Source organism: Saccharopolyspora sp. SCSIO 74807 (assembly GCF_037023755.1).
Classification (GTDB): Bacteria; Actinomycetota; Actinomycetes; order Mycobacteriales; family Pseudonocardiaceae; genus Saccharopolyspora_C; species Saccharopolyspora_C galaxeae.
This window is the reverse complement of record NZ_CP146100.1, coordinates 6,340,144-6,362,873: the sequence shown is the minus strand read 5'-3', so window position 1 is coordinate 6,362,873 and position 22,730 is coordinate 6,340,144. Positions and strand designations below refer to the sequence as shown.

Sequence of the window (22,730 nt, the reverse complement as noted above, 5' to 3'; positions counted from 1 at the left end):
CGCCCGGCCTCAGTGACACAACGACCAAAACCACCGTTACGTCCGCAACGCAGACAATCGGACCGCCGCTGTGCAGCATGTCCCGCGTCACTTGCGTCCCACCACGATGGAGAGGCGGGATCCCCGTGCGGCTGCGCACTGCGCTTTCCGTGGTCTTCTCGGTGCTGCTCGTGCTGCTGGTGCCACCGCTGATGAGCACCGGCTCCGACGAGGGCACCGACCAGATCCGCGGCTTGCGGATGCTGGTGCCGAACTCGCCAGGCGGCGGCTACGACGTCACCGCCCGCACCGCGGTCAAGGCGATGGAGGACACCAAACTCAACAGCAACGTCGAAGTGTTCAACCTGCCCGGGGCGGGCGGCACCGTCGGGCTCGGCCGGGTGGTCAACGAGCGCGGCAACGGCAAGCTCGCGATGTCGATGGGCCTGGGCGTGGTCGGCAGCGTCTACACCAACCACTCGCCGGTTTCGCTGGAAGACACCACGCCGGTCGCCAAGCTCGTCGAGGAACCGAACGTGGTGGTGGTCGCCAAGGACTCGCCGTACCACTCGCTGGACCAGCTGATCGCCGACTGGCGCCGTGATCCCGGGCAGACCCCGGTCGGCGGCGGATCCTCGCCGGGCGGGCCGGACCACTTGGCCCCGATGCTGATGGCCAAGGCGATCGGGCTGAGCCCGAAGCAGGTCAACTACGTGCCCTTCGACGGCGGCGGGGAACTGCTGGCCTCCGTGCTCGGCGGCAAGGTCGACTTCGGCGTGTCCGGCATGGGCGAGTACCGGGACCAGATCGAAGCCGGCGAGCTGCGCGTGCTCGGCGTCACCGGAGCGCAGCGGATCCCCGGCGTAAACGCGCCCACGCTCCAGGAGGCCGGCGTGGACGTCACGTTCACCAACTGGCGCGGCATCGTCGCCCCGCCCGGGCTTTCCGAGGCCGACCGCAACAAGCTGATCGACCTGTTCACCAGGCTCAGCGCCACACCCGAGTGGAAAGAGGCGTTGCGGCGCAACAACTGGACCGACGCGTTCCAGCCGGGCCCGCAGTTCGGCGAGTTCCTGCGGCAGGAGAACGACCGGGTCGTCTCGGTGCTCAAGGAGTTGGGACTGGCATGAACACCACCACCGGAACATCGTGGCGGGATTGGCTGCGGGAGCGCTCCGAACTCGGCATCTGCGCGCTGCTGGCCGCGCTCGGTGTGCTCGTGCTGCTCGACGCCGCCACCATCGCCTCCGACTTCACCCAGCGCGGGCCGCTCGGTCCGAAGACGGTGCCGATCGTCGTGGGCGTGCTGCTGCTGGTCGTGTCCGCCCTGCTGGCACGGGATGTGCTGCGCGGCGGGCGCGGCGAGTCCGAAGCGGGTGAGGACATCGACCTCACCGCGCCGAGCGACTGGCGCACGGTGCTGCTGCTGGCCGCGGCGTTCCTCGCGAACGCCGCGCTGATCAACGTGGTCGGCTTCCCGCTGTCCGGAATGATCTTGTTCTGGGGTTCGGCCTACGCCCTCGGCAGCCGCAACACCGCGCGGGACCCGCTGATCGCGGCGGTGCTCTCGGTCGTGACCTACGTGCTGTTCAACCAGCTGCTCGGGGTTCCGCTGCCGGGCGGTCCGCTGATGGGGGTGTTGTGACGTGGACTCGTTGCACTTGCTGATGCAGGGGTTCGCCACCGCGCTGACCCCGATGAACCTGGTTTGGGCCGCGCTCGGAGTGCTGCTGGGCACCGCGATCGGCGTGCTGCCCGGCATCGGACCGGCGATGGCCGTGGCGCTGCTGCTGCCGGTGACCTACGCGCTGGAACCGACCGGGGCGTTCATCATGTTCGCCGGGATCTACTTCGGCGGCATGTTCGGCGGATCCACCACCTCGATCCTGCTGAACACGCCGGGGGAGAGCGCGGCGGTGGTGGCTGCGATGGAAGGCAACCCGATGGCGCGCCAGGGCCGCGGCGCGCAAGCGCTGGCTGCGGCCGCGATCGGGCACTTCGTCGGCGCCATCGTCGGCATCTCGCTGTTGACGCTGCTGGCACCGACCGTTGCTTCGGTGGCGGTGAACATCGGCGCACCGGACTACCTGGCGGTCATGGTGCTGGCATTCATCGCGGTGACCTCGGTGCTTGGCAAGTCCCGCATCCGCGGGTTCGCCTCGCTGCTGATCGGGCTGACGATCGGGCTGATCGGGCTGGACGAGATGACCGGCCAGCAGCGGCTCACCTTCGGCATCCTGCACCTGGCCGACGGGGTGGACGTGGTCATCGTCGCGGTCGGGTTGTTCGCCATCGGCGAATCGCTGTGGGTGGCCGCGCACCTGCGGCAGACCTCCGGGAACGCGATCCCGGTCGGGCGGCCGTGGCTGGGTTCCGACGACCTGCGGCGGGCTTGGAAGCCGTGGCTGCGCGGGCCGGTGATCGGCTTCCCGTTCGGCGCGATCCCGGCCGGTGGCGCGGAGATCCCGACGTTCCTGTCCTACGTGGTGGAGAAGCGGCTGTCCAAGCGCCGCGATGAGTTCGGCAAGGGCGCCATCGAAGGTATCGCCGGGCCGGAAGCCACCGCCAGCGCCTCGGCCGCGGGAACGATGGTGTCGATGCTGACCCTCGGGCTGCCGACCACCGCGGTCGCGGCGGTGATGCTCGCGGCGTTCCAGCAGTACGGCATCCAGCCCGGCCCGCTGCTGTTCCAACGGGAATCGGAGCTGGTGTGGGCGCTGATCGCGAGCATGTTCATCGGCTCGGTGCTGCTGCTGGTGCTGAACCTGCCGCTGGCCCCGCTGTGGGCGAAGCTGCTGCGGATCCCGCGGCCGTACCTGTACGCGGGGATCCTGTTCTTCGCCGCGATCGGGGCGTACGCGGTCGGTGGCTCGCCGCTGGACCTGGTGGTGCTGTTCATCATCGGGCTCATCGGGTTCGCGATGCGCCGCTACGGGCTTCCGGTGCTGCCCGCGATCATCGCGGTGATCCTCGGCCCCACCGCGGAACAGCAGATGCGGCGTGCGTTGCAGATCAGTGACGGCGAAGTCACCGGTTTGGTGAACACGCCGTTCGCGATCACGGTCTACGTCATCGTGCTGCTGATCCTGCTGTGGCCGCTGCTGGCCCGGTTGCTGCCGCGTCGGCCGGGTGCGCAGGACGAACAGCACGAGTCCGACCGGGTGGAGGTCTGAGCCCCACCCTGCGCGGAGGCGGTGGCCCGTTCCGGAACCCCCGGCGGAACGGGCCACCGCCACCGGTCCCGCGTGATCAACGGAGCAACTAGAATCCTGCGGGTGTCCGAATACCGGATCGACGACTTGGCTCGCGCTGCGGGAACGACGGTGCGCAACGTGCGGGTCTACCAGGACCGGGACCTGCTGCCGCCGCCGCGCAGGCAGGGCAGGCGGGCCATCTACTCGGATGCGCACCTAGTCCGGCTGCGCCTGATCATGAACATGCTGGAGCGCGGCTACGCCTTCGCCCAGATCCACGAGATGGTCTCGGCCTGGGAGTCCGGACGCAGCCTCGCCGACGTGCTCGGCGTGGAAGAGGTGATGGGGCGTTCCTGGGCGGAGCAGGCGCCGAAAGTGGTGTCGTTGCCGCAGCTGCGGGAGATGTTCGGCGGCGAGCTGACCCAGCGCAACATCCGTCGCGCCCTGGACCAGAAGCTGCTGGAGCGCTGGGGCGCGCGGTTCGTGGCCCCTTCGCCGCAGCTGCTGGAAGCCGGTCGTGAGCTGGTGCAGCTCGGCGTTCCGCTGGCGCGAGTGCTCGACCTGGCCGAGCAGTTGCAGCAGGACGTCGACCGCGTCTCGGCCCTGCTGGTGTCGCTGGTGCGCGAACACGTGCTGCGGGTCGGTGCCGGGGCGGCGCTCAACGACGAAGAGGTCGCCCGGTTCTCCGACGTGGTCGCGCGGCTGCGGCCGCTGGCGATGTCGGCGCTGAACGCGGCGGCGGCGCGTTCGGCGGAACGGATCATCCCCGAAGTGCTCGGTGACCGGCTCGCGGAGCTGCTCGAACCCGGGACGACTTCCGATGGGGCGCACTGACCTGCAAAGACGGTAGACGTAGCGGTGGCGAGTGCGCCGGGCGACGGGCGTCAGCACGAGCGCGGTGCCGGTGGTCAGCGCCCTGCTGCCGGCGAGATCGACTTCGCGGTGTGGATGATCTGCGAAGCGCTACACGGCTACTCGGGCATGCAGAACTAGAGGCGTGGCGGCAATGGCCGACCGTCCGAGGTGGCCCCTCGGGGCGCCGCGTCGGCCGGATCCGCTGCACCTGCTCGGCCGAACCCGCCGCCGACCCTGTGCGGCGGGGGAGCCGGGTCGCGCAGCCGTCGCGACCCGGCACCGCTCAGCACGCCCGCGCGCTCACTTGCCCGAGCCCTCGAATCCGGCACGCCGCAGCGCGTCCGCCAGGGCTCCACCGGCCGGTGCCGAGTCCCGGCCCTTGCGCCCGCCGCGGCCTTGGCCCTCGTTGCGGCCCTGCCCGGTGCGGTTCTGCCCGGGGCGGTTCTGCTCGCCGCCGCGGCCTTGACCGCCGTCCTTGCCCTTGGCGCGGTCGCCGCCCTTCGCCTTGGCGCGGTCGCCGCCCTTCGCCTTGTCAGCACCGCGGTCGCCACCGCGTCCGCCGCCGGTGACGTCGTCGTCGAGCCGCAGCGTCAGCGAGATCCGCTTCCGCTGCACGTCCACGTCCAGCACCTTCACCGTCACCACGTCACCGGACTTGACCACGTCGTGCGGGTCGTTGACGAAGTTCTTCGACATCGCCGAAACGTGCACCAGGCCGTCCTGGTGCACGCCCACGTCGACGAACGCGCCGAACGCGGCCACGTTGGTGACCACGCCTTCCAGCCGCATGCCCGGTTCGATGTCGGTGACCTTCTCCACGCCTTCGGCGAACGTGGCGGTCTGGAACGTCGGCCGCGGGTCGCGCCCGGGCTTCTCCAGTTCGGCGAGGATGTCGGTGACGGTCGGCAACCCGACGGAGTCGTCGACGAACTCGGCCGGTGCGAGCCCCCGCAGCACCTTCGTGTTGCCGATCAGCGATCCCAGGTCGTCACCGGTCGATTCGAGGATCCGCCGCACCACCGGGTAGGACTCCGGGTGCACGCTGGAGGAGTCCAGCGGATCGTCCCCGCCGGGGATGCGCAGGAAGCCCGCGCACTGCTCGAACGCCTTCGGCCCGAGCCGCGCCACGTCCTTGAGCCCCTGCCGGGAGTGGAACGGCCCGATGTCGTCGCGGTGCGCGATGATGTTCTCCGCCAGCCCCGCGCCGATGCCGGAAACCCTGGTCAGCAGCGGTGCGGATGCGGTGTTGACGTCCACGCCGACCGCGTTCACGCAGTCCTCCACCACCGCGTCCAGCGAGCGCGACAGCTTCGACTCGGTCACGTCGTGCTGGTACTGGCCCACCCCGATCGACTTCGGGTCGATCTTGACCAGTTCCGCCAGCGGGTCCTGCAGCCGCCGCGCGATGGACACCGCCCCGCGCAGCGACACATCCAGCTCGGGCAGCTCGCGGGAGGCGTAGCTGGAGGCGGAATACACCGAGGCGCCCGCCTCGGACACCGAGATCTTGGTCAGCTTCAGCTCGGTGTGCCGCTTGATCAGCTCCCCGGCGAGCTTGTCGGTCTCCCGGGACGCGGTGCCGTTGCCGATCGCGACCAGCTCGACGTCGTGTTCCCGCGCAAGCCGCGCCAGCGTGTCGATCGCCTGGTCCCAGCGCTGCTGCGGCTTGTGCGGGTAGATCGTGTCGGTGGCGACCAGCTTGCCGGTGCCGTCGACGACGGCGACCTTCACGCCGGTGCGGTAGCCGGGGTCCAGGCCCATCGTGGCGCGGGTGCCCGCGGGCGCGGCCAGCAGCAGGTCCCGCAGGTTCGCGGCGAACACCCGAACCGCTTCTTCCTCGGCGTTCTGCCGCAGCCGCAGCCGCAGGTCGATGCCCAGGTGGGTCAGCACGCGGGTGCGCCAAGCCCAGCGCACCACGTCGTTCAGCCAGCGGTCCGCGGGCCGCCCCGCGTCGGTGATGCCGAAGCGGGCGGCGATAGCGCGTTCGTACTCGCTGGGACCGTCCGGCTCGGAGCCGTCGTCCGGCTCCAGCGACAGGTCCAGCACCTCTTCCTTCTCCCCGCGCAGCAGCGCCAGGATCCGGTGCGACGGCAGCGCGGTGAACGGTTCGCCGAACTCGAAGTAGTCCGCGAACTTCGCGCCCTCCTCCTGCTTGCCCTCCCGCACCCGGGAGCTCACCCTGCCCTGCTTCCACATCTTCTCGCGCAGCTCGCCTACCAGGTCGGCGTCCTCGGAGAAGCGCTCGACCAGGATCGCGCGGGCGCCTTCGAGAGCGGCGTCGGCGTCGGCGACCCCGTTGTCCGCGTCGACGTACTCGGCGGCGCGGGTCTGCGGGTCCTGCTGCGGGTCCGACAGCAGCAGGTCGGCCAGCGGCTCCAGCCCGGCCTCGCGGGCGATCTGGCCCTTGGTGCGCCGCTTCGGCTTGTAGGGCAGGTAGATGTCCTCCAGCCGGGCCTTCGAGTCGGCGGCCAGCACCCGCGCGCGCAGCTCGTCGTCCAGCTTGCCCTGCGAGTCGATCGACTCCAGCACGGTGTTCCGGCGCTCTTCGAGCTCCCGCAGGTACCGCAGCCGTTCTTCGAGCGTGCGCAGCTGCGCGTCGTCGAGCGCCCCGGTGATCTCCTTGCGGTAGCGGGCGACGAACGGCACCGTGGCGCCGCCGTCGAGCAGGTTCACGGCAGCGTCCACCTGCCGCTCCTGCACGCCGAGCTCCTCGGCGATCCGTTGATGCACAGCCGTCGTCACGATTTCCAACCGACCTTTCCTGATCTTCGCGGGGTCGTCGGCGGCATTCTGCCCGACCGCGCGAATCCGCCTGCCCGGGACACACGTCGGCGTGTCGGTCGCAGTGCCTTCCTCGCGCGCGAGTGCGGCTGTGACCTGCGGAATATCCTCATCGAGGGAGGTGGGCATGGAGTCGGCAACCACCGCGGGCGGCTCGATCAGCGGACTCCCGCCCGAGCCCGGGAGCTTCGTCGGCAGGCGCCGCGAACTCGCCGAAGCCCGCAGGCAGATGTACTTCGGGCGGCTGGTGACGCTGACCGGCCCCGGCGGCGTCGGCAAGAGCCGGCTGGCGCTGCGGCTGGCCCGCAAGGTCCGCCGCGCGTTCCCGGACGGTGTGCGGCGGGTCGACCTGGCCGCGTTGCAGGACCCCGAGCTGGTGCCGCAGACGGTCGCGGCCGTGTTCGGACTGCGCCCGAAAGCGGGCGATCCCACCGCCGACCTGCTTGAAGGGCTCAAGGACGCCCGGCTGCTGCTGATCCTGGACGATTGCGACCACGTCTTGCAGGCCACCGCCCGATTCGTGCGCAACGTGCTGGCGGTGCCCTCCGAAGTGCGTTTGCTGGTGACCAGCCGCGAGCCGCTCGGCGTGGCGGGTGAGCGGGTGCTGCCGGTCGCGCCGCTTTCGGTGCCGCAGGGCGGTTCCAGGCCGGCCTCGGTGCACGGCGACGTGTTCGCCGACGCGATCCGCCTGTTCGTCGACCGCGCCGCGGCGGTGCAGCCCGGGTTCGCGCTCGACGAGCACAACCGGGACACGGTGGTGCGGATCTGCCGCAGGCTGGACGGGATGCCGCTGGCGATCGAACTGGCCGCGGCGCAGCTGGCCGACTGCTCCCCGCGCGAGGTGCTGCGCAGGCTCGACGATCGGTTCAGCCTGCTGACCAGCGGCGATGATTCCTCCCGCAACGACGCGCTGGCGGAGTCGATCGGCTGGAGCTTCGGGTTGTGCACCGCCGACGAGCAGCTGCTGTGGGCGCGCCTGGCCGTTTTCATCGGCGGCTTCGACAGCGCCGCGGCCCAGGAGGTCTGCGCCTTCGGGCGGTTGTCCGCCCACCGGGTCGCGGAGCTGCTCGACGTGCTGGTCACCAAGTCGATCGTGTTGCGCGAGGAGCACGAGGGCCGCGCCTACTACCGCATGTTCGACAACATCCGGGAATACGGCCTGTCCCAGCTGCGCATGGCGGGAGAGGAGGATTCGCTGCGGGGGCGGCACCGGGACTGCTTCCACCGGCTGGCCGAGCGCTACAGCGCCGAGCAGTTCGGCCCGCAGCAACTCGAGTGGATCCAGCACATGATCCGGATTCACCCGAACATCCGCCAAGTGCTGGCCGCGGATCTGCGCGAGCCGGAATGGGCGGAGATGGCGGTGTGGACTTCCGTACTGCTGTGGCCGTACTGGTTCTCCGGGAACGCGTTGCGCGAGGGCTACGGGTGGTTGCGGCGTTCGCTGGAGCTGCTCACCGAGCGGACCGGACCCCGAGCGGTCGGTCTGTCCACCGCTGCATTCGTGGGCCTGCACCTGGGGGAGCTGGACGTGGCCCGCAGTTCGCTGGCCACTGCGGACGAGATCGCTGACGAGCTCGGCAGAACGGCACTGCGCACCCGGATGGGCATGGTGCACGGCATGGTGGCGATGGCCGAGGGACGGATGCGGGAGGCCGCCGACTTGCTGGAGCAGGCCGCGGCCGCGGAGAAGGTGGACGGCGATGCGTTCGGCTACGTCAATGCGATGATCCTGCTCTCCAGCGTCGCCTTCGTCTCGGGCGATCCGCGGGGCGCGACCGCAGCGGTGGAATGCCTGCGGTTGTGCGAGAGCAGCGGCGCGACGTGGACCAAGTGCTACGCGTTGTGGGTGGTGGCGCTGCACCGCTGGCTCGCCGGTGATCACCGGGAGGCGGCGTTGCTGGTGCAGCAAGCCGTCCGGTTGAACCGCTCGGCGCGGGACCTCAACGGGCTGGCGGTCTACCTGGACGTGCTGTCGTGGTGCACCACCGCGGCCGACCAGCCGCACCGGAATGCGCACCTGATTGGGGCCGCGGATGCGCTGCGCCGGATCAGCGGTGGCCGGATGGGCGAGTCGACCTACTTCGACGACTACAACGCGGCGGCGCTCGCGTGGGGGCGGCAAGTGCTGGGCGAGCGGGAGTTCCAGGCGGCCTACCAGCGCGGAGCGGAATGGAGCCGGGAGGAGCTGTTCGCCTACGTGCTGGAGGAAGGCATCGGCCGCCCGGAACCGGCTCGTCCGGAGCCGGGTCGTTCCGCCCCCGGCGGGCTGAGTCCGCACGAGCTGCGCGCCGCGGTCCTGTTCGGAGAAGGCGTCACCGGCGCCGACCTCGCCGCGCGCCTGGGCATGGAACGGCGGTCGGCCGAGCAGCTGCTCGAGGGAGTGCTGGCGCGGCTGGGTTTCCGCGACCGCGAGCAGATCGAGGACTGGCTGCGCGGACGGCAGCAGTAGCGGTCCGGACCCTGCGCGAGCATTGATCGGCGGTCCGGTAGGGTGAGCGCGGTCTCCGCTCGGGCGGATTGCCTACACGGGCTGTGACGATTTGGCGGTCACCTCGTCCCCCGTACTGAGCAAACTAGGTACCTGTGTACGTAATTACCGGGATGCACGTACACCCTCCGTGCCGGAGTCTGGGGTCTCGTGACACCCCCCGATCAACACACGAACCCCGAAGATGGCCGCGGGCCATCGACCCCGACCCCCGATCAACCGCAGAACCAAGACGTTTCCGCGGACAACAGCTGGCGGGCGTCGGCGCTGCGCGCCGACAACGCGGTGCGCTCCGGTGTCGACCGGGTGCGTCCGCACGCCCACCGGGCCTGGCAGCGGGTTCTTCCGCTGCTGCGCCGCATCTGGCTGGCGCTGTTGCCGCTGGTGAAGCGCGTGCAGGGCACGGCTGCTTGGCAGCGCGCCGAGCAGCGGGTGCGCCCGCTGGCCCGCGACCTCTCCGGCCGGGTCCGTTCCGCGACGTCCGAGTCGACCGCCGGGCAACACCGCAAGCAGCACCCGCGGCTGCGGGCGTTGCAAGCCGGTGGCGTCGTGGCAGCGGTCGGCGTGCTCGGCGTGGCGCTGGTCAGCATCGGCACCGGTTCCTCGTCCGATGACGTCCGCACCGCCGCGCATGTCGACGACATGCCCTCGGCCGGCCAGCAGAAGTCCCAGGCCGACGGGTCCGGTGGCGGCCTGTTCGGCGGCGACGACTCCGAGGAGCCGCCAGGGCCGGTGCCGGGACCGCCGGCGCACGGCATCGACGTGTCCAACCACAACGGCCCGATCGACTGGAAGCGGGTCGCCGGCGCCGGGCAGAACTTCGCGTTCGTGCTCTCCACCGACGGCACCGACTTCGCCAGTCCCAAGTTCGACCAGCAGTACCACGGTGCGAAGGACGCCGGGATGATCGCCGGCGCCTACCACTTCGCCCGCCCCGACGAGTCCGCCGAGGCGCAGGCCGACAAGATGCTGTCGGTCATCGACTACAAGAAGGACGGCAAGACGCTGCCGCCGGTGCTCGACCTGGAGCCGAACTCCTCCGGCAGCAAGTGCTACGGCCTCTCGCCCGACCAGATGCACCAGTGGACGCAGAAGTTCAACGACCGCATCAAGGCCGCAACCGGCACGGACGTGATCGTCTACGCCAACCCGTCGTTCTGGAAGCAATGCGCGGGCGGCACGGACAAGTTCGCCGACCACCCGCTGTGGGTCGCCTCCTACGGCGTGGACCAGCCGACTCCGCCTGCCGGGTTCCACAACTGGAACTTCTGGCAGTACACGGACAAGGGCAAGGTCGACGGCGTGCAGGGCAAGGTCGACCTGGACCACTTCAACGGCAGCGTCGGCGACCTGCAGAACCTCGCCGAGCAGTGAGGTGCCGAGCAGTGCGGTTCCGGGCGGCCTGACCCCGTCCGGAACCGCAGGCCGCGACGTGCCCCGAACCGTCGTGGCCCGCAGACCGGTGGCGACACCGGAAACGGACCCCGCCTGCTACCCCGAATGCAGGCGGGGTCCGTTGCTGCGCGAGCATCCCCGGGTGAGGTTCCGGATCACGGCCACCGACCGCACGGGCAGCACCGCCAGCTGGCTCCGGACGGTCCTCGATCGGGCTCACGCGCGCGACCCGGACGGCACTACCGTCGAGCTCATCCAGCCCGCGTGAGCGTCCTCACCGGTGCGAACCCCCGGTGGTCCGAGCCCGGTAGTCTCGCGCGGCAGCCGAAGGAGGTCACCATCCGCTACGACGGGTCCGCGGCCAAGGCCGCTCTGATCGTCAACGCCCACTCCCGCACCGGCGGGCGCGCGTTCGAGTACGCGCGGGATCGGCTGCGCGAGCTGGACGTGCCGCTGCACGCGGCGTACCCGCTGCAGGACGCCTCGCGGCTGGTGGAGACCGTCGAGTCCGCGGTCGACGACGGGCACGACCTGATCGTGCTGGGCGGGGGCGACGGCACGGTGAGTTCGGTGGTCGACGTGCTCGCGCACCGCGAGGTGCCGATGGGCCTGCTGCCGCTGGGCACCGCGAACGACTTCGCCCGCACCATGCACATTCCGGACGACCTCGACGCCGCTTGCCGCACCATCGCGCGCGGCCACGTGGTGGACGTCGACCTCGGGCTGTGCGGCGGGAACTATTACGTCAACCGTGCTTCGGCCGGTCTCGGTGCAGCCGTGGCGCAGCACATGTCGGCGTCGCTGAAGAAGCGCGTCGGCGCGCTGGCCTACCCGGTCGCCACGGTGCAAGCGCTGCGCAAGCACCGCCCGTTCACCGCGACGCTGGAATTCCCCGACGGCGACCACGAGCCGATGGAGTTCCCGGACCTGTTGCAGGTGTCGGTGGCCAACGGTCGCTATTTCGGCGGCGGCCAGGTCGCCGGGCCGGACGCCGGAATCGACGACGACACCCTCGACGTTTCGGTGCTGCGGCAAGGAAGCCCGCTGCAGCTGCTTTCGGTGATGCGCGAACTGCGCACGGGCAGCAGCACCGACAGCAAACTGGTGACCCACGTGCAGACCCGCTCGGTCGACCTGCGCACCGACGTCAACTTGGCGATCAACGTGGACGGCGAACTCGTCGCCACCACGCCGCAGCGCTTCACGGTCGCCCGCAACGCCCTGCACGTGATCGCACCACCGACCTGGACCGACGGCGAGTAGCGCGCTACCCGAACAGTTCGTCCGCCGTCGCGGGCATCCGGATGCGCCGTTCTTCCTGCAGCATGTCCATGAGCACGTCCCACGCCTTGTCCGGGTCGATCAGCTCCCGCGCCACGGCTTCCTGCATGAGTCCGGCGGTCTGCCTCGTGGGGATTCCCTGCCTGCTCGCGTAGCACACGGCTTCCTGGTCGTCGCTGATCCAATGCGAACCGCGCAACTCGGCGCGGTTGAGGATCACGTGGCAGGTCTGCGCCTCACCCAGATGCGCCCTCGGCCGCCGTGCGAGACCGCCGAACACCGTCCGGCGGATCGTCTCTACTTGTCTGATCTCCGCGGTGGTGTCGATCTCGATCGGTACGCCGAGCCAGCCTTCGTACTCGATCCGGCTCAACGCCGGGTGGTGCCTGCTGGAAGTGCGCGCCTCGTAGGCGATCGCTTCCACCCAGCGTCCGCGCCCGTCCAGCGTGTCTTGGAGGAGTTGCAGCCGGTCCACGGCTGCAAAGTTGCAAAGCACCGTGTTGTCGGGGAACAGGTACGGCCGGTTCATGGGTTGAAGACGGGCTCCTCGTCGGCGGGGTACGGACCGGACCACGCGCCGGAATCGAGCGTGTCGCGAAGGGTTTCCACCGGTAGGCCGCAGAGCTGGGCGACCGGGCGCAAGGTGATCTTGCCTTCCAGATAGGCGTCGAGAGCGTCGCCGGTCAGCGCCGCGGGGGAGCGCGAGTGCTTGCTGGCGTTGCGCCATTCGCCGTACTGGTCCGTGCGTTCGGTCAGATGCGCGCATTGCACGGTGCTCATGCGTCGGAATTGATCGCGTTGTGCCGGGCTGACTCGCGCCAGGCTGTGCAACCGCCAGGCGAGCGCGTCCGGCGAAACGGCCAGGTGCATGACCAGTTCTGCGAAGGCCCTCCGGTCGATCGGTGCGTCCGTGGCCAGCCGCCCGGCGATCACGGCTTCGGGCATGAGGAAGTGGGCGGCGAAGGAGTTGGCACGCAGTTCGCTGACCGCGCGCCGCCACTCCATGACGTCCTCGTCGACGTGCAGCTGATCGTCTCCGGCCAGGATGTGCGCGAGTTCGTGCGCGAGCGTGAACCGTTGCCGGGTCGGTACTTCGGTCGTGCCCACGACGATCACCCGGGCGTCGTCGTCGATCCAGGCCAGGCCGTCGAACCGCCCGTCGAGGTGCTGCACAGCCACTTCGATTCCGAAGCATCGTTCGAGCGTGGCGAAAAGGTCCGCACCGACACCTGGCGGGCCCTCGGGTAGCCGTGCCAGTGCTTGCTGTGCCAGGTCCGCACCTTGCCGGATGCCGAGTTCTGCGGGTGCGAACCGCAGCTCCGGAGTCGATCGGGCGCGATAGCCGAGTCCGGCCAGTCCGGCCCGGACTTCCGAGATGGTCTCGGCGGTTTCGATCGCCTTGTCCGCGACGGATCCGGCCGGCGTTGCCGCACGTGCCGCCACCGCGGGTTTCGAGCGTTCGGTGCCGAGCAGCCAATCGACGGTGACGCCGCCGATTTCGGCGATGTTGGCCAGATCCAGCGAGCTGAAGCGGCGCGCTCCGCTGAGCGACTTGGACAGCTTCGAAGCGTCGAGCCCGGCCTGCTCCGCGAAGGCGGTCCGGTTGAGGCCGGTCTTCTCGATCACCTCGCGTACTCGCTCCGAGATATCCATGACCGCCAAGATAGCTGATTTTGCGATTTTCGCAAAATGGTCGATCGGTGTGTTTATCGGGAAAGCCGGTAACCGCTACGCCGTCACGCGTACATCTGATTGGTCCGCCCGATTCACGCGCCGGTTCGCCTTCTCCTGAAAAACTTTCGCCTTGTCCTGAGTCCACCGTGCCGCACGGCCGGCGATCCCGGTCGGTGCGGCCGTTCTGGGGAGAGGAACGCACCGTGCTGAACACCCGTTGGAAACGCGCCGCGCTGGCCGGGGCGCTGCCGCTCGCGCTCGCGCTGCCCCTGCCCGCCGCGGCGGCTCCTGCAGCGCAACCGGCCTCTGCAGCGCAACCGGGTCCGGCAGCGCAACCGGCTCCGGTGACCGCCTACGACGACTCCTACTACCAGCCGGCGCTGGGCAAGACCGGCGAAGAGCTCAAGGTCGCGCTCAACGACATCATCAGCACCAACGACCAGCTCACCTACGACCAGGTGTGGGACGCGCTGAAGGTCACCGACCAGGACCCGGCGAACCCGGACAACGTCGTCCTGCTCTACACCGGCCGCTCCCAGGGCAAGGACACCAACGGCGGCGACGCCGACCAGTGGAACCGCGAGCACACCTGGGCCAAGTCGCACGGTGACTTCGGCACCGACGTCGGCCCGGGTACGGATGTGCACCACTTGCGGCCCACCGACGTGTCGGTGAACTCCGAGCGCGGCAACAAGGACTTCGACATGGGCGGCAGCGAGGTCGGCGAGGCGCCCGGCAACTTCACCGACGACGACTCCTACGAGCCGCGGGACGCGGTCAAGGGCGACGTCGCCCGGATGATCATGTACATGGCGGTGCGCTACGAAGGCGAGGACGGCGCACCGGACCTGGAGCTCAACGACAACGTCGACAACGGCGAAGCGCCGCTGATGGGCAGGCAGTCGGTGCTGCTGCAGTGGAACGCGCAGGACCCGCCGGACGACTTCGAGCGCAACCGCAACCAGGTCATCTTCGACCAGTTCCAGCACAACCGGAACCCGTTCGTCGACCACCCCGAGTGGGCGGGCGAGATCTGGCGCTGATCACCGGCACGCACCACCGGGTTCGCCCGGTGGTGCGTTGCTCGTCGCCGTGCCGGATGCGGCCGCCGGGCTCCGGCTGCACGGGATTTGTGGCCCGGCCCCGAAGTCCGGCGGCGTACCGCCCCCGCGACGACTTCCCTCGTCATCCCGCGCGCACGTCGTGGGCTGGGTGTTTGCCGTTCGGCGTCGCTGCTGAAAAAACTGCGTACCGGCCGTTTCGACGAGGGAGGACCGTGTCATGCGATCCAGCAGCGAAGGCATCGTGGCCACGCAGGCGGGCAGCCTGCCGCGCCCGGACGAGTTGATCGCGCTCAACGCCGCGGGCGCCGACGCGGCCCCGGCCGCAGGCGGTGAGCGGACGGCGCATTACCGGGCGAAACTCGACGACGAACTGACGTCGCTGGTCGCCAGGCAGCGCGACATCGGGATCGGACTCGTCGGCGACGGCGAGTTCGGCAAGGCCACCAGCCAGCAGGTGGACTACGGAGCCTGGTGGTCGTACTCGTTCCAGCGCCTCGGCGGGCTCGAGCTCGGCAAGGCGTCGCTGTCCGACATCGACACCAACCGCTCCGGCGCGGCCGGCATCCGGCTGACCAGCTTCGGCAACCGCCGCGACCGGGAGCGCTTCGCCGAGGCCTACGGCGACCCGGAATCCGGCGTCGACACCGGGCGCAAACCCCTCACCTTCCCGGTGTGCACTGGACCGTTGCACTACACCGGCCACGACGCGATCAACTCGGACATCGCCGGGTTCAAGCGCGCGCTCGGCGCGGCCGGCGTCGACGAAGGCTTCATGACCTCGATCGGCCCGGGCAGCTGTTCGCGCATCGGCAACGAGTACTACCGCGACGACGAGGAATGGCTCTACGCCTGCGCGGACGCGATGCGCGAGGAGTACAAGGCGATCCTGGACGCGGGCCTGATCCTGCAGATCGACGACCCGGCGATCGCGGAGAACTGGGACCAGATCAACCCGGAGCCGCCGGTGGCGGACTACCGCGCGTTCACCATGCAGCGCGTGGAAGCGCTCAACTACGCGCTGCGCGATCTGCCGAAGGACCGCATCCGCTTCCACCTGTGCTGGGGCAGCTGGCACGGCCCGCACACCACCGACCTGCCGCTGGCCGAGCTGATCGAGGTGCTGCTGGCCATCGACGTGCGCGCTTACTCGTTCGAGGCGGGCAACGTGCGCCACGAGCACGAGTGGAAGGTGTGGCGCGACGTCCCGCTGCCCGAGGGCAAGCTGATCCTGCCCGGCGTGGTCAGCCACGCCACCAACGTCGTCGAGCATCCCGAGCTGGTCGCCGACCGGATCGTGCGGTTCGCCGAGTGCGTCGGCAGGGAGAACGTGCTCGCCTCCACCGACTGCGGCCTCGGCGGGCGGGTGCACCCGCAGATCGCGTGGGCGAAGCTGGAGTCGCTGGCGGCCGGTGCCGAGCTGGCGACGCGGCGGCTGTGGCCGTGATCCTCGGCGGGCGGTGAACCGTGCGGCGGGCGGTCGTGCTCTCGACCGCCCGCTGGCGCATCGACTTTCCGGGCCGGACGCATAGTCTTGATCCGATGAGTTCGCCGCCTCCGCTGGTGCTGAGCAAGCCGGAACGGGCCGCGCTGCTGCGCTGGCTGCAACTGCCGTCCACGTCACCGGCCATCGCGCTGCGCTGCCGCATCGTGCTGGCTTGCGCGCAGGGGCCGGCGAACGCGGTGGTGGCCCGCCAGCTCGGCGTGTCCGCGCGGGTCGTCGGCCGGTGGCGCGGCCGTTTCCTGGAGGGGCGGCTGCCCGCGCTGCGGGACCGGCCGCGGTCGGGTGCTCCCCGGTCGATCACCGAGCAGCAGGTGCGGCTGGTGCAGCAGGCCACGTTCACCGAGCCGCCGCCGAACGGGCGGCGCTGGACCAAGCGGGACATGGCCGCCCGCACCGGCATCTCGGCCTCGTCGGTGACGCGCATCTGGCGGCGCCTGCGCATCTTGCCCGGCGAAAGCGGCGGTGATCCGGATCGAGCCACGCCGTGGTCGGCGCTGTACGTGGCACCACCCGAGTCGATCATGGTGCTGGCGGTGCGCGGCGCGGACGGCCCGGAGGACGCGCGCGGGACCGGCTCCCCGGCCGCGCGCAACTACGACGCGGTGCTGCGCAAACAGCTCGCCGCCACCTTGTCGCAGCGCTGCACCGCGCTGGGCGATCTCCGCGGGTTCCTGCGGAACCTGGAACCGCGGTTGTTCGGCGACCACGAGGTGCACCTGATCTGCCACGGGAGCCCGACGCGCCGCCTGGAGGCGATCCGCCGCTGGCAGGAGCGGCACGCTTCGTTGCACGTCCACTTCCCGCCGACGAAGGAGTTCTGGCTGCAACTGGTGGAGCGCCACTTCACCGCACTGCCGCCGGGCTGCCGCGCTCCGGGGGACACGCCGCTGTCGGTGCTGGCCCGCGCGGTGCGCAAGTGCAGTGCCCAGCGGTCCATGGAGCTGACCTGGTTCCACCCGTGAAAGCGGCCGGAACTTCTGGTCCAGGCGCGGATCGACGCGCTCGGCCCGACCTAGGTTCGGCGTTCATGGACGAGCACCGAACGACTCCGGAGCAACGACCTGCCCACCCCACCCGCCGCTTCGTGCTGACCGCCCTCGGTCTCGGCGCAGCGGGCGGTCTCGGCGCCGCGTGCGCGCCGAACCAGGCCCAGCCCGCGGGCGCCGCCGCGGACGTGCCCGCACCTGCCTGCGTGCTGGCCCCGGAGGCCATCGAAGGCCCGTACTACATCGACCGCGACCTGGTCCGCTCCGACATCGTGGAAGATCGCGGCGGAATCCCGGTCGCGCTTCGCCTGCGCATCGTCGACGGGGCGGCTTGCACCGCGTTGCAGGGCGCCGCCGTGGACATCTGGCACTGCGACGCGCGCGGCTACTACTCGGGCCACCTGGACCTGGACCCGAACGCGGCGCCGATGCCGGACCCGCACGTCGACCCGACCGACCCGTCGACGTTCCTGCGCGGCACCCAGATCAGCGACCGGGACGGGAACGTGCAGTTCCGCACCATCCACCCGGGCTGGTACTTCGGCCGCGCGATCCACATCCACGTGATGGTCCACGCGGGCGGCAAACGGGTGCACACCGGCCAGCTCTACTTCCCGGAAGACCTCAACACCCGCATCGAGCGGACACCCGGATACGCCGATCGTCCGCTGCAGCGCGTCACCAACGAGACCGACTTCCTGTTCCAGCAGGAAGGCGGACCGCAGAGCACGCTCGCGGTCGAACCGGCGGGCCAGGACGTCGGCGCGGGCCACACGGCCTCGATCACCCTCGGCGTGAACCCTGCGGTCACTCCGCCACCGGCGACCTTCTCGCCGCCGCGCTGAGCGCGGGATCAGCCGCGTCAGCGCGATCCTCGGCGAGCGGGAACCGCGCCGCGAAGTTCGCGCCTCGGCCGGAATCGGTGATGCCCAGAGTTCCTTGGTGCAGTGCGGCGATCTCCCGGGCGAGCGCGAGGCCGAGCCCCGCGCCGCCTTCGCCGCGGCCGCGTGCGCTGTCCAGCCGCGCGCTCGAAGACGTACTCGCGCGACTCGGCAGGGACGCCGGGTCCGTCGTCGGCGACGTTCAGGCGAGCGTGCCCGTCTTCGGCGCGCACGCTGATCCGCGCGCTTCGCGCCGCGTGCCGCTCGGCGTTGTCGGCGAGGTTGGTGATCAGCCGCACCAGGTGGCTGCGGTGGCCGTCGATGACGACTCCGCTTTCGAGGGCGGTGTCCCACTCGATGTCACCCGGTGCCCGGCGTTGCAGCACGTCCCGCACCAGTTCGCCGAGGTCGATCGCGGTTCCGCCGGTCGCCGGCGTCCCGTCCAGGCGCGCGAGCGCCAGCAGATCGCCGGTGAGCTGCTCCAGCCTCCCGAGGTCTTCGAGCGTGCCCGCGGCGATGTCCGGCCACTCCACCCGGTCCGGGTGCGCGCAGGCCACCTCCAGCGGTGTGCGCAGCGCGGCGAGCGGGCTGCGCAGTTCGTGCGAGGCGTCGGCGACGAATTGCCGCTGCCGCCGCACGGAGTGGTCCAGCCGGTCCAGCGTCTCGTTGAGGGTGCCCGCCAGGCGCGCCACTTCGTCCCGCCCGGCCGGTACGGGCATCCGCCCGCGCAGGTCGTGCGCGGACAGCCGGGCGAACTCGTCCCGGATCTCCTCCACGGGCCGCAATGCCCGGCCGGTGCTGAACCAGGTGAGCGCGGCGACGATGGCCAGCAGTACCGGCGAGGCGAGCAGCAGCGCCGCGGTCGCTGCCGCCGTTGCTTGCTGCACGGAACGGGTGGAGGCGCTGGCGACCAGGGTCGCGGTGCCGCCAGGGCCGACGACGGTCGTCGTGGCCGCGACCTGCCTCGCCGGTGCCGCGACCGGTTCGGCGGACGGAGCGGGTTGCGGCGCAGCACTCGTCTCGTTGGGTGCAGCGGGTTGCGGCGCCACGTTGGACTCGGCGAGCGGAGGTCGCTCCGACGGGCTCGGTCCCGCCGGTGGCACAGCGGCCGAGCGGTCCTCCGGCCGCATCAGCCGGACCGAGATCTCGTTCCCGCCGTCCGGCAGCGCAGCGCCGCGCCGGACCGCCTCGGTCGCTTCGGAGAGCTGTTCGTGCACCGTGGCTTCCAGATCGCTGGTGAGCCGGGACTGCAGGTACCCGACCAGCAGCAGCCCGATGCCGACCGTGGCCAGCGCGACGATGGCGGTGGCCGTCAGCGTCGTGCGGGTGCGCACGGACAACCGCCGCGGCCGCTCACTCATCCGCGGTGCCTTCCGGGACGAGCTGGTAGCCGTAGCCGCGCACGGTTCGGATGCTGCGGCGGCCGAACGGCGCGTCGATCTTGCGGCGCAGCGAGCTGACGTGCACCTCGACGAGGTTGGCGTCGGGTTCGGCTGCGAAGTCCCAGCCGCCGTCGAGCAGCTGCTGCTTGGACACCACCTGACCCTTGCTGCGGGCCAGCAGCTCCAGCACGGCGAATTCCTTGCCGGTGAGCGTGATGTCCTGGCCCGCGCGGGAGCAGGTCCGCTGCGCCGGGTCGAGCACCAGATCGCCCGCGTGCAGCAGCGGCGGTCGCGCGACCGCGCGGCGCCGCACGGCGGTGCGCAGCCGCGCGAGCAGGACCACGTACGAGAACGGTTTCGTGACGTAGTCGTCGGCGCCCGCGTCGAGCGCGTCGGCCTCGTCGTACTCGCCGTCCTTGGCGGTCAGCATGATGATCGGCGTCCAGTTCTGCGCCGCCCGCAATCGCGCGCACACCCGATATCCGTTGAGCCCGGGCAGCATGATGTCCAGCAGGATCGCCGCGTAATCGGTGTGCTCGGCCTGCCACAGCGCCTCGTGCCCGTCGCCGAGCACGTCGACCGCCCAACCTTCGGCGTTCAGCCCGGTCCGCAGCGCCTCCGCGACCCGTTGTTCGTCCTCCACCACGAGCACCCGCATGTGGATCAGCATGACACCGGTTCCTGAAGCGGTCTTCAGGTTCGTCCAGGTCCGCTTCAGCGCCCGCCGGGCAACGTCTTCGGTGTCGCGGAACGGCCGCGACAACCGACGACAAGGAGTTCGATCATGCCCAGCAAGCGAGTGACCCGCGCTGCGGTGCTGGTGACGGCGGGTGCCGCCTTCGGCATCGGCGGTCTCGGCATCGCTTCGGCCGAACAGGCGGCGCCGCGGCCGATCCCGAATGCCCCGGAGGCCGCTGCTCCGTCACCCGTGACGGAACCGGTCCCTGCTGCGGGGTCCTTCGTGGTCGTGCCCGCGAAGCCGGGCCCGGCTCCTGACCCGGGCTCCGTCGTGGCCGTGCCCGCACAGCCGGCTCCGGTTCCTGCTCCTGGAACTGGCGTGCCACCGGCCCCGGCTCCTGATCCCGGACCGGGTGTGCCGCCGGCGCCGGCTCCGGCTCCTGACCCCGGGCCGGGTGTGCCGCCGAGCCCGGCCCCGCCCGTTCGCTGAGGCGCTTCGGCACTGCACGGCGGACGCCGGGAGGTCGGCGGCCTCCCGGCGCCCGCGCGCGGCTCACTCGAACCGCGCGGTGTCCCCCGAGCCGCGCCGCACGATTTCCGGTTCACCGCTGGAGAAATCGATGACGGTGGTCGGCTCGGTGCCGCAATCGCCGGAGTCGACCACCGCGTCCACGACGTGGTCCAGCCGGTCCTTGATCTCCCAGCCCTGGGTGAGCGGTTCTTCCTCGTCCGGCAGCAGCAGCGTGCTCGACAGCAGCGGCCCGCCGAGCTCGGCCAGCAGCGCCTGCGCCGTGACGTGGTCCGGGATGCGGATCCCGACGGTCTTGCGCTTCGGATGCATCAGCCTGCGCGGCACTTCTTTGGTGGCGGGCAGGATGAACGTGTAACCGCCCGGCGTGCACGCCTTGATCGCGCGGAACACCGCGTTGTCCACGATCACGAACTGGCCGAGCTGCGCGAAGTTCCGGCACACCAGCGTGAAGTGGTGCCGCTCGTCGAGCTTCCGGATGGACCGGATGCGATCCACCCCGCTCTTGTTGTCCAGCCCGCAGCCGAGCGCGAAGCACGAGTCGGTGGGGTAGGCGATCACCCCGTCGCCGCGCACGACGTCGGCGACCTTGCCGATCGAGCGGGGTTGCGGGTTGTCCGGGTGCACGTCGTAGTACCTGGCCACCCGTCGACCCTAATCCCGCGCGGAAGCACCTCCGCTGCTGCCCACAAGGACGTCGCTGCTGCCCCCGGGATCCGGTCTTGACGTCCGGTTCAGCGGCGGTATGCGATCACGTGGGATCCGGCGGGCGAGCGCGCCGCGGCGCAAGTGAAGTGGCCGGAGTCCGGCGGAGAGGAATGCGATGAGCGAGCTCAAGACCGTCGTCCTGGACGACGACCCCACCGGCACCCAATCGGCCTCCGGCGTCGCGGTGTTGCTGCGCACCGACCGCAGCCACATCGCCGAAGCCGTCCGCGGCAACCGTTCGGTCTACGTGCAGACGAACAGCCGCGCGTTGCCCGAGCCGGAGGCCGTCGAGCTGGTCGAGCACATCCGCCGCACCGTGCAGGAGACCGCAGGCGCTCCGGTGCGTTTCGTGCTCCGCGGCGATTCCACGCTGCGCGGGCACGTTTTCGCGGAAAGCGACGTGTTCGCCACACCGGACGGCGTGCTGCTGTTCGTGCCCGCGTTCCCCGCGGGCGGGCGCACGACGCGCGGGGGAGTCCACTACGTGCGCCTCGGCGACCGTGAACTTCCGGCGGGGGAGACGGAGTTCGCCCGCGACCCGGTGTTCGGCTACCGCAGCTCCGCGCTGGCCGACTACGTCGCGGAGAAGGGCGACCGCGTCGGCGTGCCCGTGGACCTGGAGCAGGTGCGCGAGTCCGGGGGAGTGGCCCGCGCGCTGCTGGAAGCTCCGGCGGGTTCGGTCGTCGTTCCGGACGCGGTGACCGAGCAGGACGTCGACCTCATCCACACCGGGCTGCGCGAAGCCGAGCAGGCCGGACGCGCGGTGGTCGTGCGCTGCGGAGCACCGCTGGCGGCGCGCTGCGCCGACGCGGTCAGCCCAGGTCTGCTCACCACCCCGATCCAGCGCCCGGCCGGGCCGGTGCTGGTGGTGTGCGGCTCGCACACCGAGGCGGCCACGGCCCAGCTCGCCGAGCTCGCCGGGCGGACCGGCGAACCTGTCGTGCTCAGCACCGAAACCGCGATCGACGATCCGGAACGGGCGGCCGACGAGGTGGTCGGCCCGCTGCGGCAGCAGCTCGGAGGCGGTGTCGCGGTGCTGAGCAGTGAGCGGGTGCGCGCGGCGGGTCACGGCACGCTCGACCACGGCAGGCAGGTCATGACGGGCCTGACCACGGCCGTGCGGCGGCTGGCCGGTGCGGTCTCGGTGGTGGTCGCCAAGGGCGGCATCACCTCCGCCGAGGTCGCCACCAGCGGTCTCGGCGCCGATTCGGCGGTGGTGCGCGGCCAGGTGCTGCCGGGTGTTTCGATCTACGACCTCGCTCCGGACGGGCTGCCCTACGCCGTCGTCCCCGGCAACGTCGGTTCCCCGACGACTCTGGTCGAGGTCCTGGAGGCGGTTCGCGCGCTCTGA

At 70.8% G+C, this 22,730-nt stretch carries 17 protein-coding genes and 1 pseudogene; 12 read left to right on the top strand and 6 right to left on the bottom strand.

Annotated features, from left to right (window positions below; all coding sequences use genetic code 11):
* Positions 1 to 125 precede the first annotated feature (125 nt).
* The 4 genes from V1457_RS29100 (at position 126) to V1457_RS29085 (ending at position 4,007) form a co-directional block, all read left to right on the top strand.
* Positions 126 to 1,109, top strand: coding sequence for a tripartite tricarboxylate transporter substrate binding protein (locus V1457_RS29100; protein WP_307850201.1), 984 nt, complete (start codon positions 126 to 128; stop codon positions 1,107 to 1,109).
* Entirely contained in the window at positions 1,106 to 1,624 is a 519-nt protein-coding gene (locus V1457_RS29095; protein ID WP_295148578.1) for a tripartite tricarboxylate transporter TctB family protein, read from the top strand. Before V1457_RS29100 ends, V1457_RS29095 begins: the two co-directional genes overlap by 4 nt.
* A 22-nt stretch (positions 1,625 to 1,646) precedes the next feature.
* Positions 1,647 to 3,152, top strand: a complete 1,506-nt coding sequence (locus V1457_RS29090) for a tripartite tricarboxylate transporter permease (RefSeq protein WP_338605152.1) — start codon at positions 1,647 to 1,649, stop codon at positions 3,150 to 3,152.
* A 102-nt stretch (positions 3,153 to 3,254) separates the two neighbouring features.
* A complete protein-coding gene (locus V1457_RS29085; protein ID WP_338598348.1) occupies positions 3,255 to 4,007 on the top strand; it encodes a MerR family transcriptional regulator in 753 nt (250 codons plus the stop codon).
* Between the two features lie 321 nt (positions 4,008 to 4,328).
* Here the strand turns inward: V1457_RS29085 and V1457_RS29080 are convergent, their stop codons facing one another.
* Positions 4,329 to 6,773, bottom strand: a complete 2,445-nt coding sequence (locus tag V1457_RS29080; protein WP_338605150.1) for a Tex family protein — start codon at positions 6,771 to 6,773, stop codon at positions 4,329 to 4,331.
* A 163-nt stretch (positions 6,774 to 6,936) separates the two neighbouring features.
* Here V1457_RS29080 and V1457_RS29075 point away from each other — a divergent pair, with 163 nt between their 5' ends.
* The 3 genes from V1457_RS29075 to V1457_RS29065 all read left to right on the top strand — a co-directional run bounded on the left by V1457_RS29075 (position 6,937) and on the right by V1457_RS29065 (position 11,958).
* Entirely contained in the window at positions 6,937 to 9,261 is a 2,325-nt protein-coding gene (locus V1457_RS29075; RefSeq protein ID WP_338598346.1) for an ATPase, read from the top strand.
* Positions 9,262 to 9,450: 189 nt separating this feature from the next.
* On the top strand, positions 9,451 to 10,674 hold the full coding sequence (locus V1457_RS29070; protein WP_338598344.1) for a GH25 family lysozyme: 1,224 nt from the start codon (positions 9,451 to 9,453) through the stop codon (positions 10,672 to 10,674).
* Between the two features lie 285 nt (positions 10,675 to 10,959).
* On the top strand, positions 10,960 to 11,958 hold the full coding sequence (locus V1457_RS29065; protein ID WP_338598342.1) for a lipid kinase: 999 nt from the start codon (positions 10,960 to 10,962) through the stop codon (positions 11,956 to 11,958).
* A 4-nt stretch (positions 11,959 to 11,962) separates the two neighbouring features.
* Here the strand turns inward: V1457_RS29065 and V1457_RS29060 are convergent, their stop codons facing one another.
* On the bottom strand, positions 11,963 to 12,505 hold the full coding sequence (locus tag V1457_RS29060; RefSeq protein ID WP_338598340.1) for a hypothetical protein: 543 nt from the start codon (positions 12,503 to 12,505) through the stop codon (positions 11,963 to 11,965).
* On the bottom strand, positions 12,502 to 13,629 hold the full coding sequence (locus V1457_RS29055; protein ID WP_295145800.1) for an XRE family transcriptional regulator: 1,128 nt from the start codon (positions 13,627 to 13,629) through the stop codon (positions 12,502 to 12,504). The genes V1457_RS29060 and V1457_RS29055 overlap by 4 nt, the downstream gene beginning before the upstream one ends.
* 224 nt (positions 13,630 to 13,853) lie before the next feature.
* Between V1457_RS29055 and V1457_RS29050 the strand changes: the two genes are divergently transcribed.
* The 4 genes from V1457_RS29050 to V1457_RS29035 all read left to right on the top strand — a co-directional run bounded on the left by V1457_RS29050 (position 13,854) and on the right by V1457_RS29035 (position 18,046).
* Complete coding sequence (locus V1457_RS29050) at positions 13,854 to 14,693, top strand: endonuclease (protein WP_338598337.1); 840 nt, start codon at positions 13,854 to 13,856, stop codon at positions 14,691 to 14,693.
* 238 nt (positions 14,694 to 14,931) lie between these two features.
* Positions 14,932 to 16,158 (top strand): cobalamin-independent methionine synthase II family protein, encoded by a 1,227-nt coding sequence (locus V1457_RS29045; protein ID WP_200072079.1) that lies wholly within the window; start codon positions 14,932 to 14,934, stop codon positions 16,156 to 16,158.
* Positions 16,159 to 16,253: 95 nt separating this feature from the next.
* Positions 16,254 to 17,177 carry a helix-turn-helix domain-containing protein gene (locus V1457_RS29040; protein WP_338598334.1) on the top strand — a complete coding sequence of 308 codons (924 nt, stop codon included), beginning with the start codon at positions 16,254 to 16,256 and terminating at the stop codon, positions 17,175 to 17,177.
* A 65-nt stretch (positions 17,178 to 17,242) separates the two neighbouring features.
* Positions 17,243 to 18,046 carry an intradiol ring-cleavage dioxygenase gene (locus V1457_RS29035; protein WP_338598332.1) on the top strand — a complete coding sequence of 268 codons (804 nt, stop codon included), beginning with the start codon at positions 17,243 to 17,245 and terminating at the stop codon, positions 18,044 to 18,046.
* Here the strand turns inward: V1457_RS29035 and V1457_RS29030 are convergent.
* From V1457_RS29030 to V1457_RS29020, 3 genes and pseudogenes are all read right to left on the bottom strand, one after another.
* Positions 18,009 to 19,212: pseudogene (locus tag V1457_RS29030) on the bottom strand (ATP-binding protein). The gene V1457_RS29035 and the pseudogene V1457_RS29030 overlap by 38 nt on opposite strands.
* 223 nt (positions 19,213 to 19,435) lie before the next feature.
* Positions 19,436 to 20,122, bottom strand: coding sequence for a response regulator transcription factor (locus tag V1457_RS29025; RefSeq protein WP_200072152.1), 687 nt, complete (start codon positions 20,120 to 20,122; stop codon positions 19,436 to 19,438).
* A gap of 573 nt (positions 20,123 to 20,695) precedes the next feature.
* On the bottom strand, positions 20,696 to 21,316 hold the full coding sequence (locus V1457_RS29020; protein WP_200072083.1) for an L-threonylcarbamoyladenylate synthase: 621 nt from the start codon (positions 21,314 to 21,316) through the stop codon (positions 20,696 to 20,698).
* Between the two features lie 178 nt (positions 21,317 to 21,494).
* Here V1457_RS29020 and V1457_RS29015 point away from each other — a divergent pair, with 178 nt between their 5' ends.
* Positions 21,495 to 22,730: a four-carbon acid sugar kinase family protein gene (locus tag V1457_RS29015; RefSeq protein ID WP_338598326.1), complete on the top strand. Its 1,236-nt coding sequence runs from the start codon at positions 21,495 to 21,497 to the stop codon at positions 22,728 to 22,730.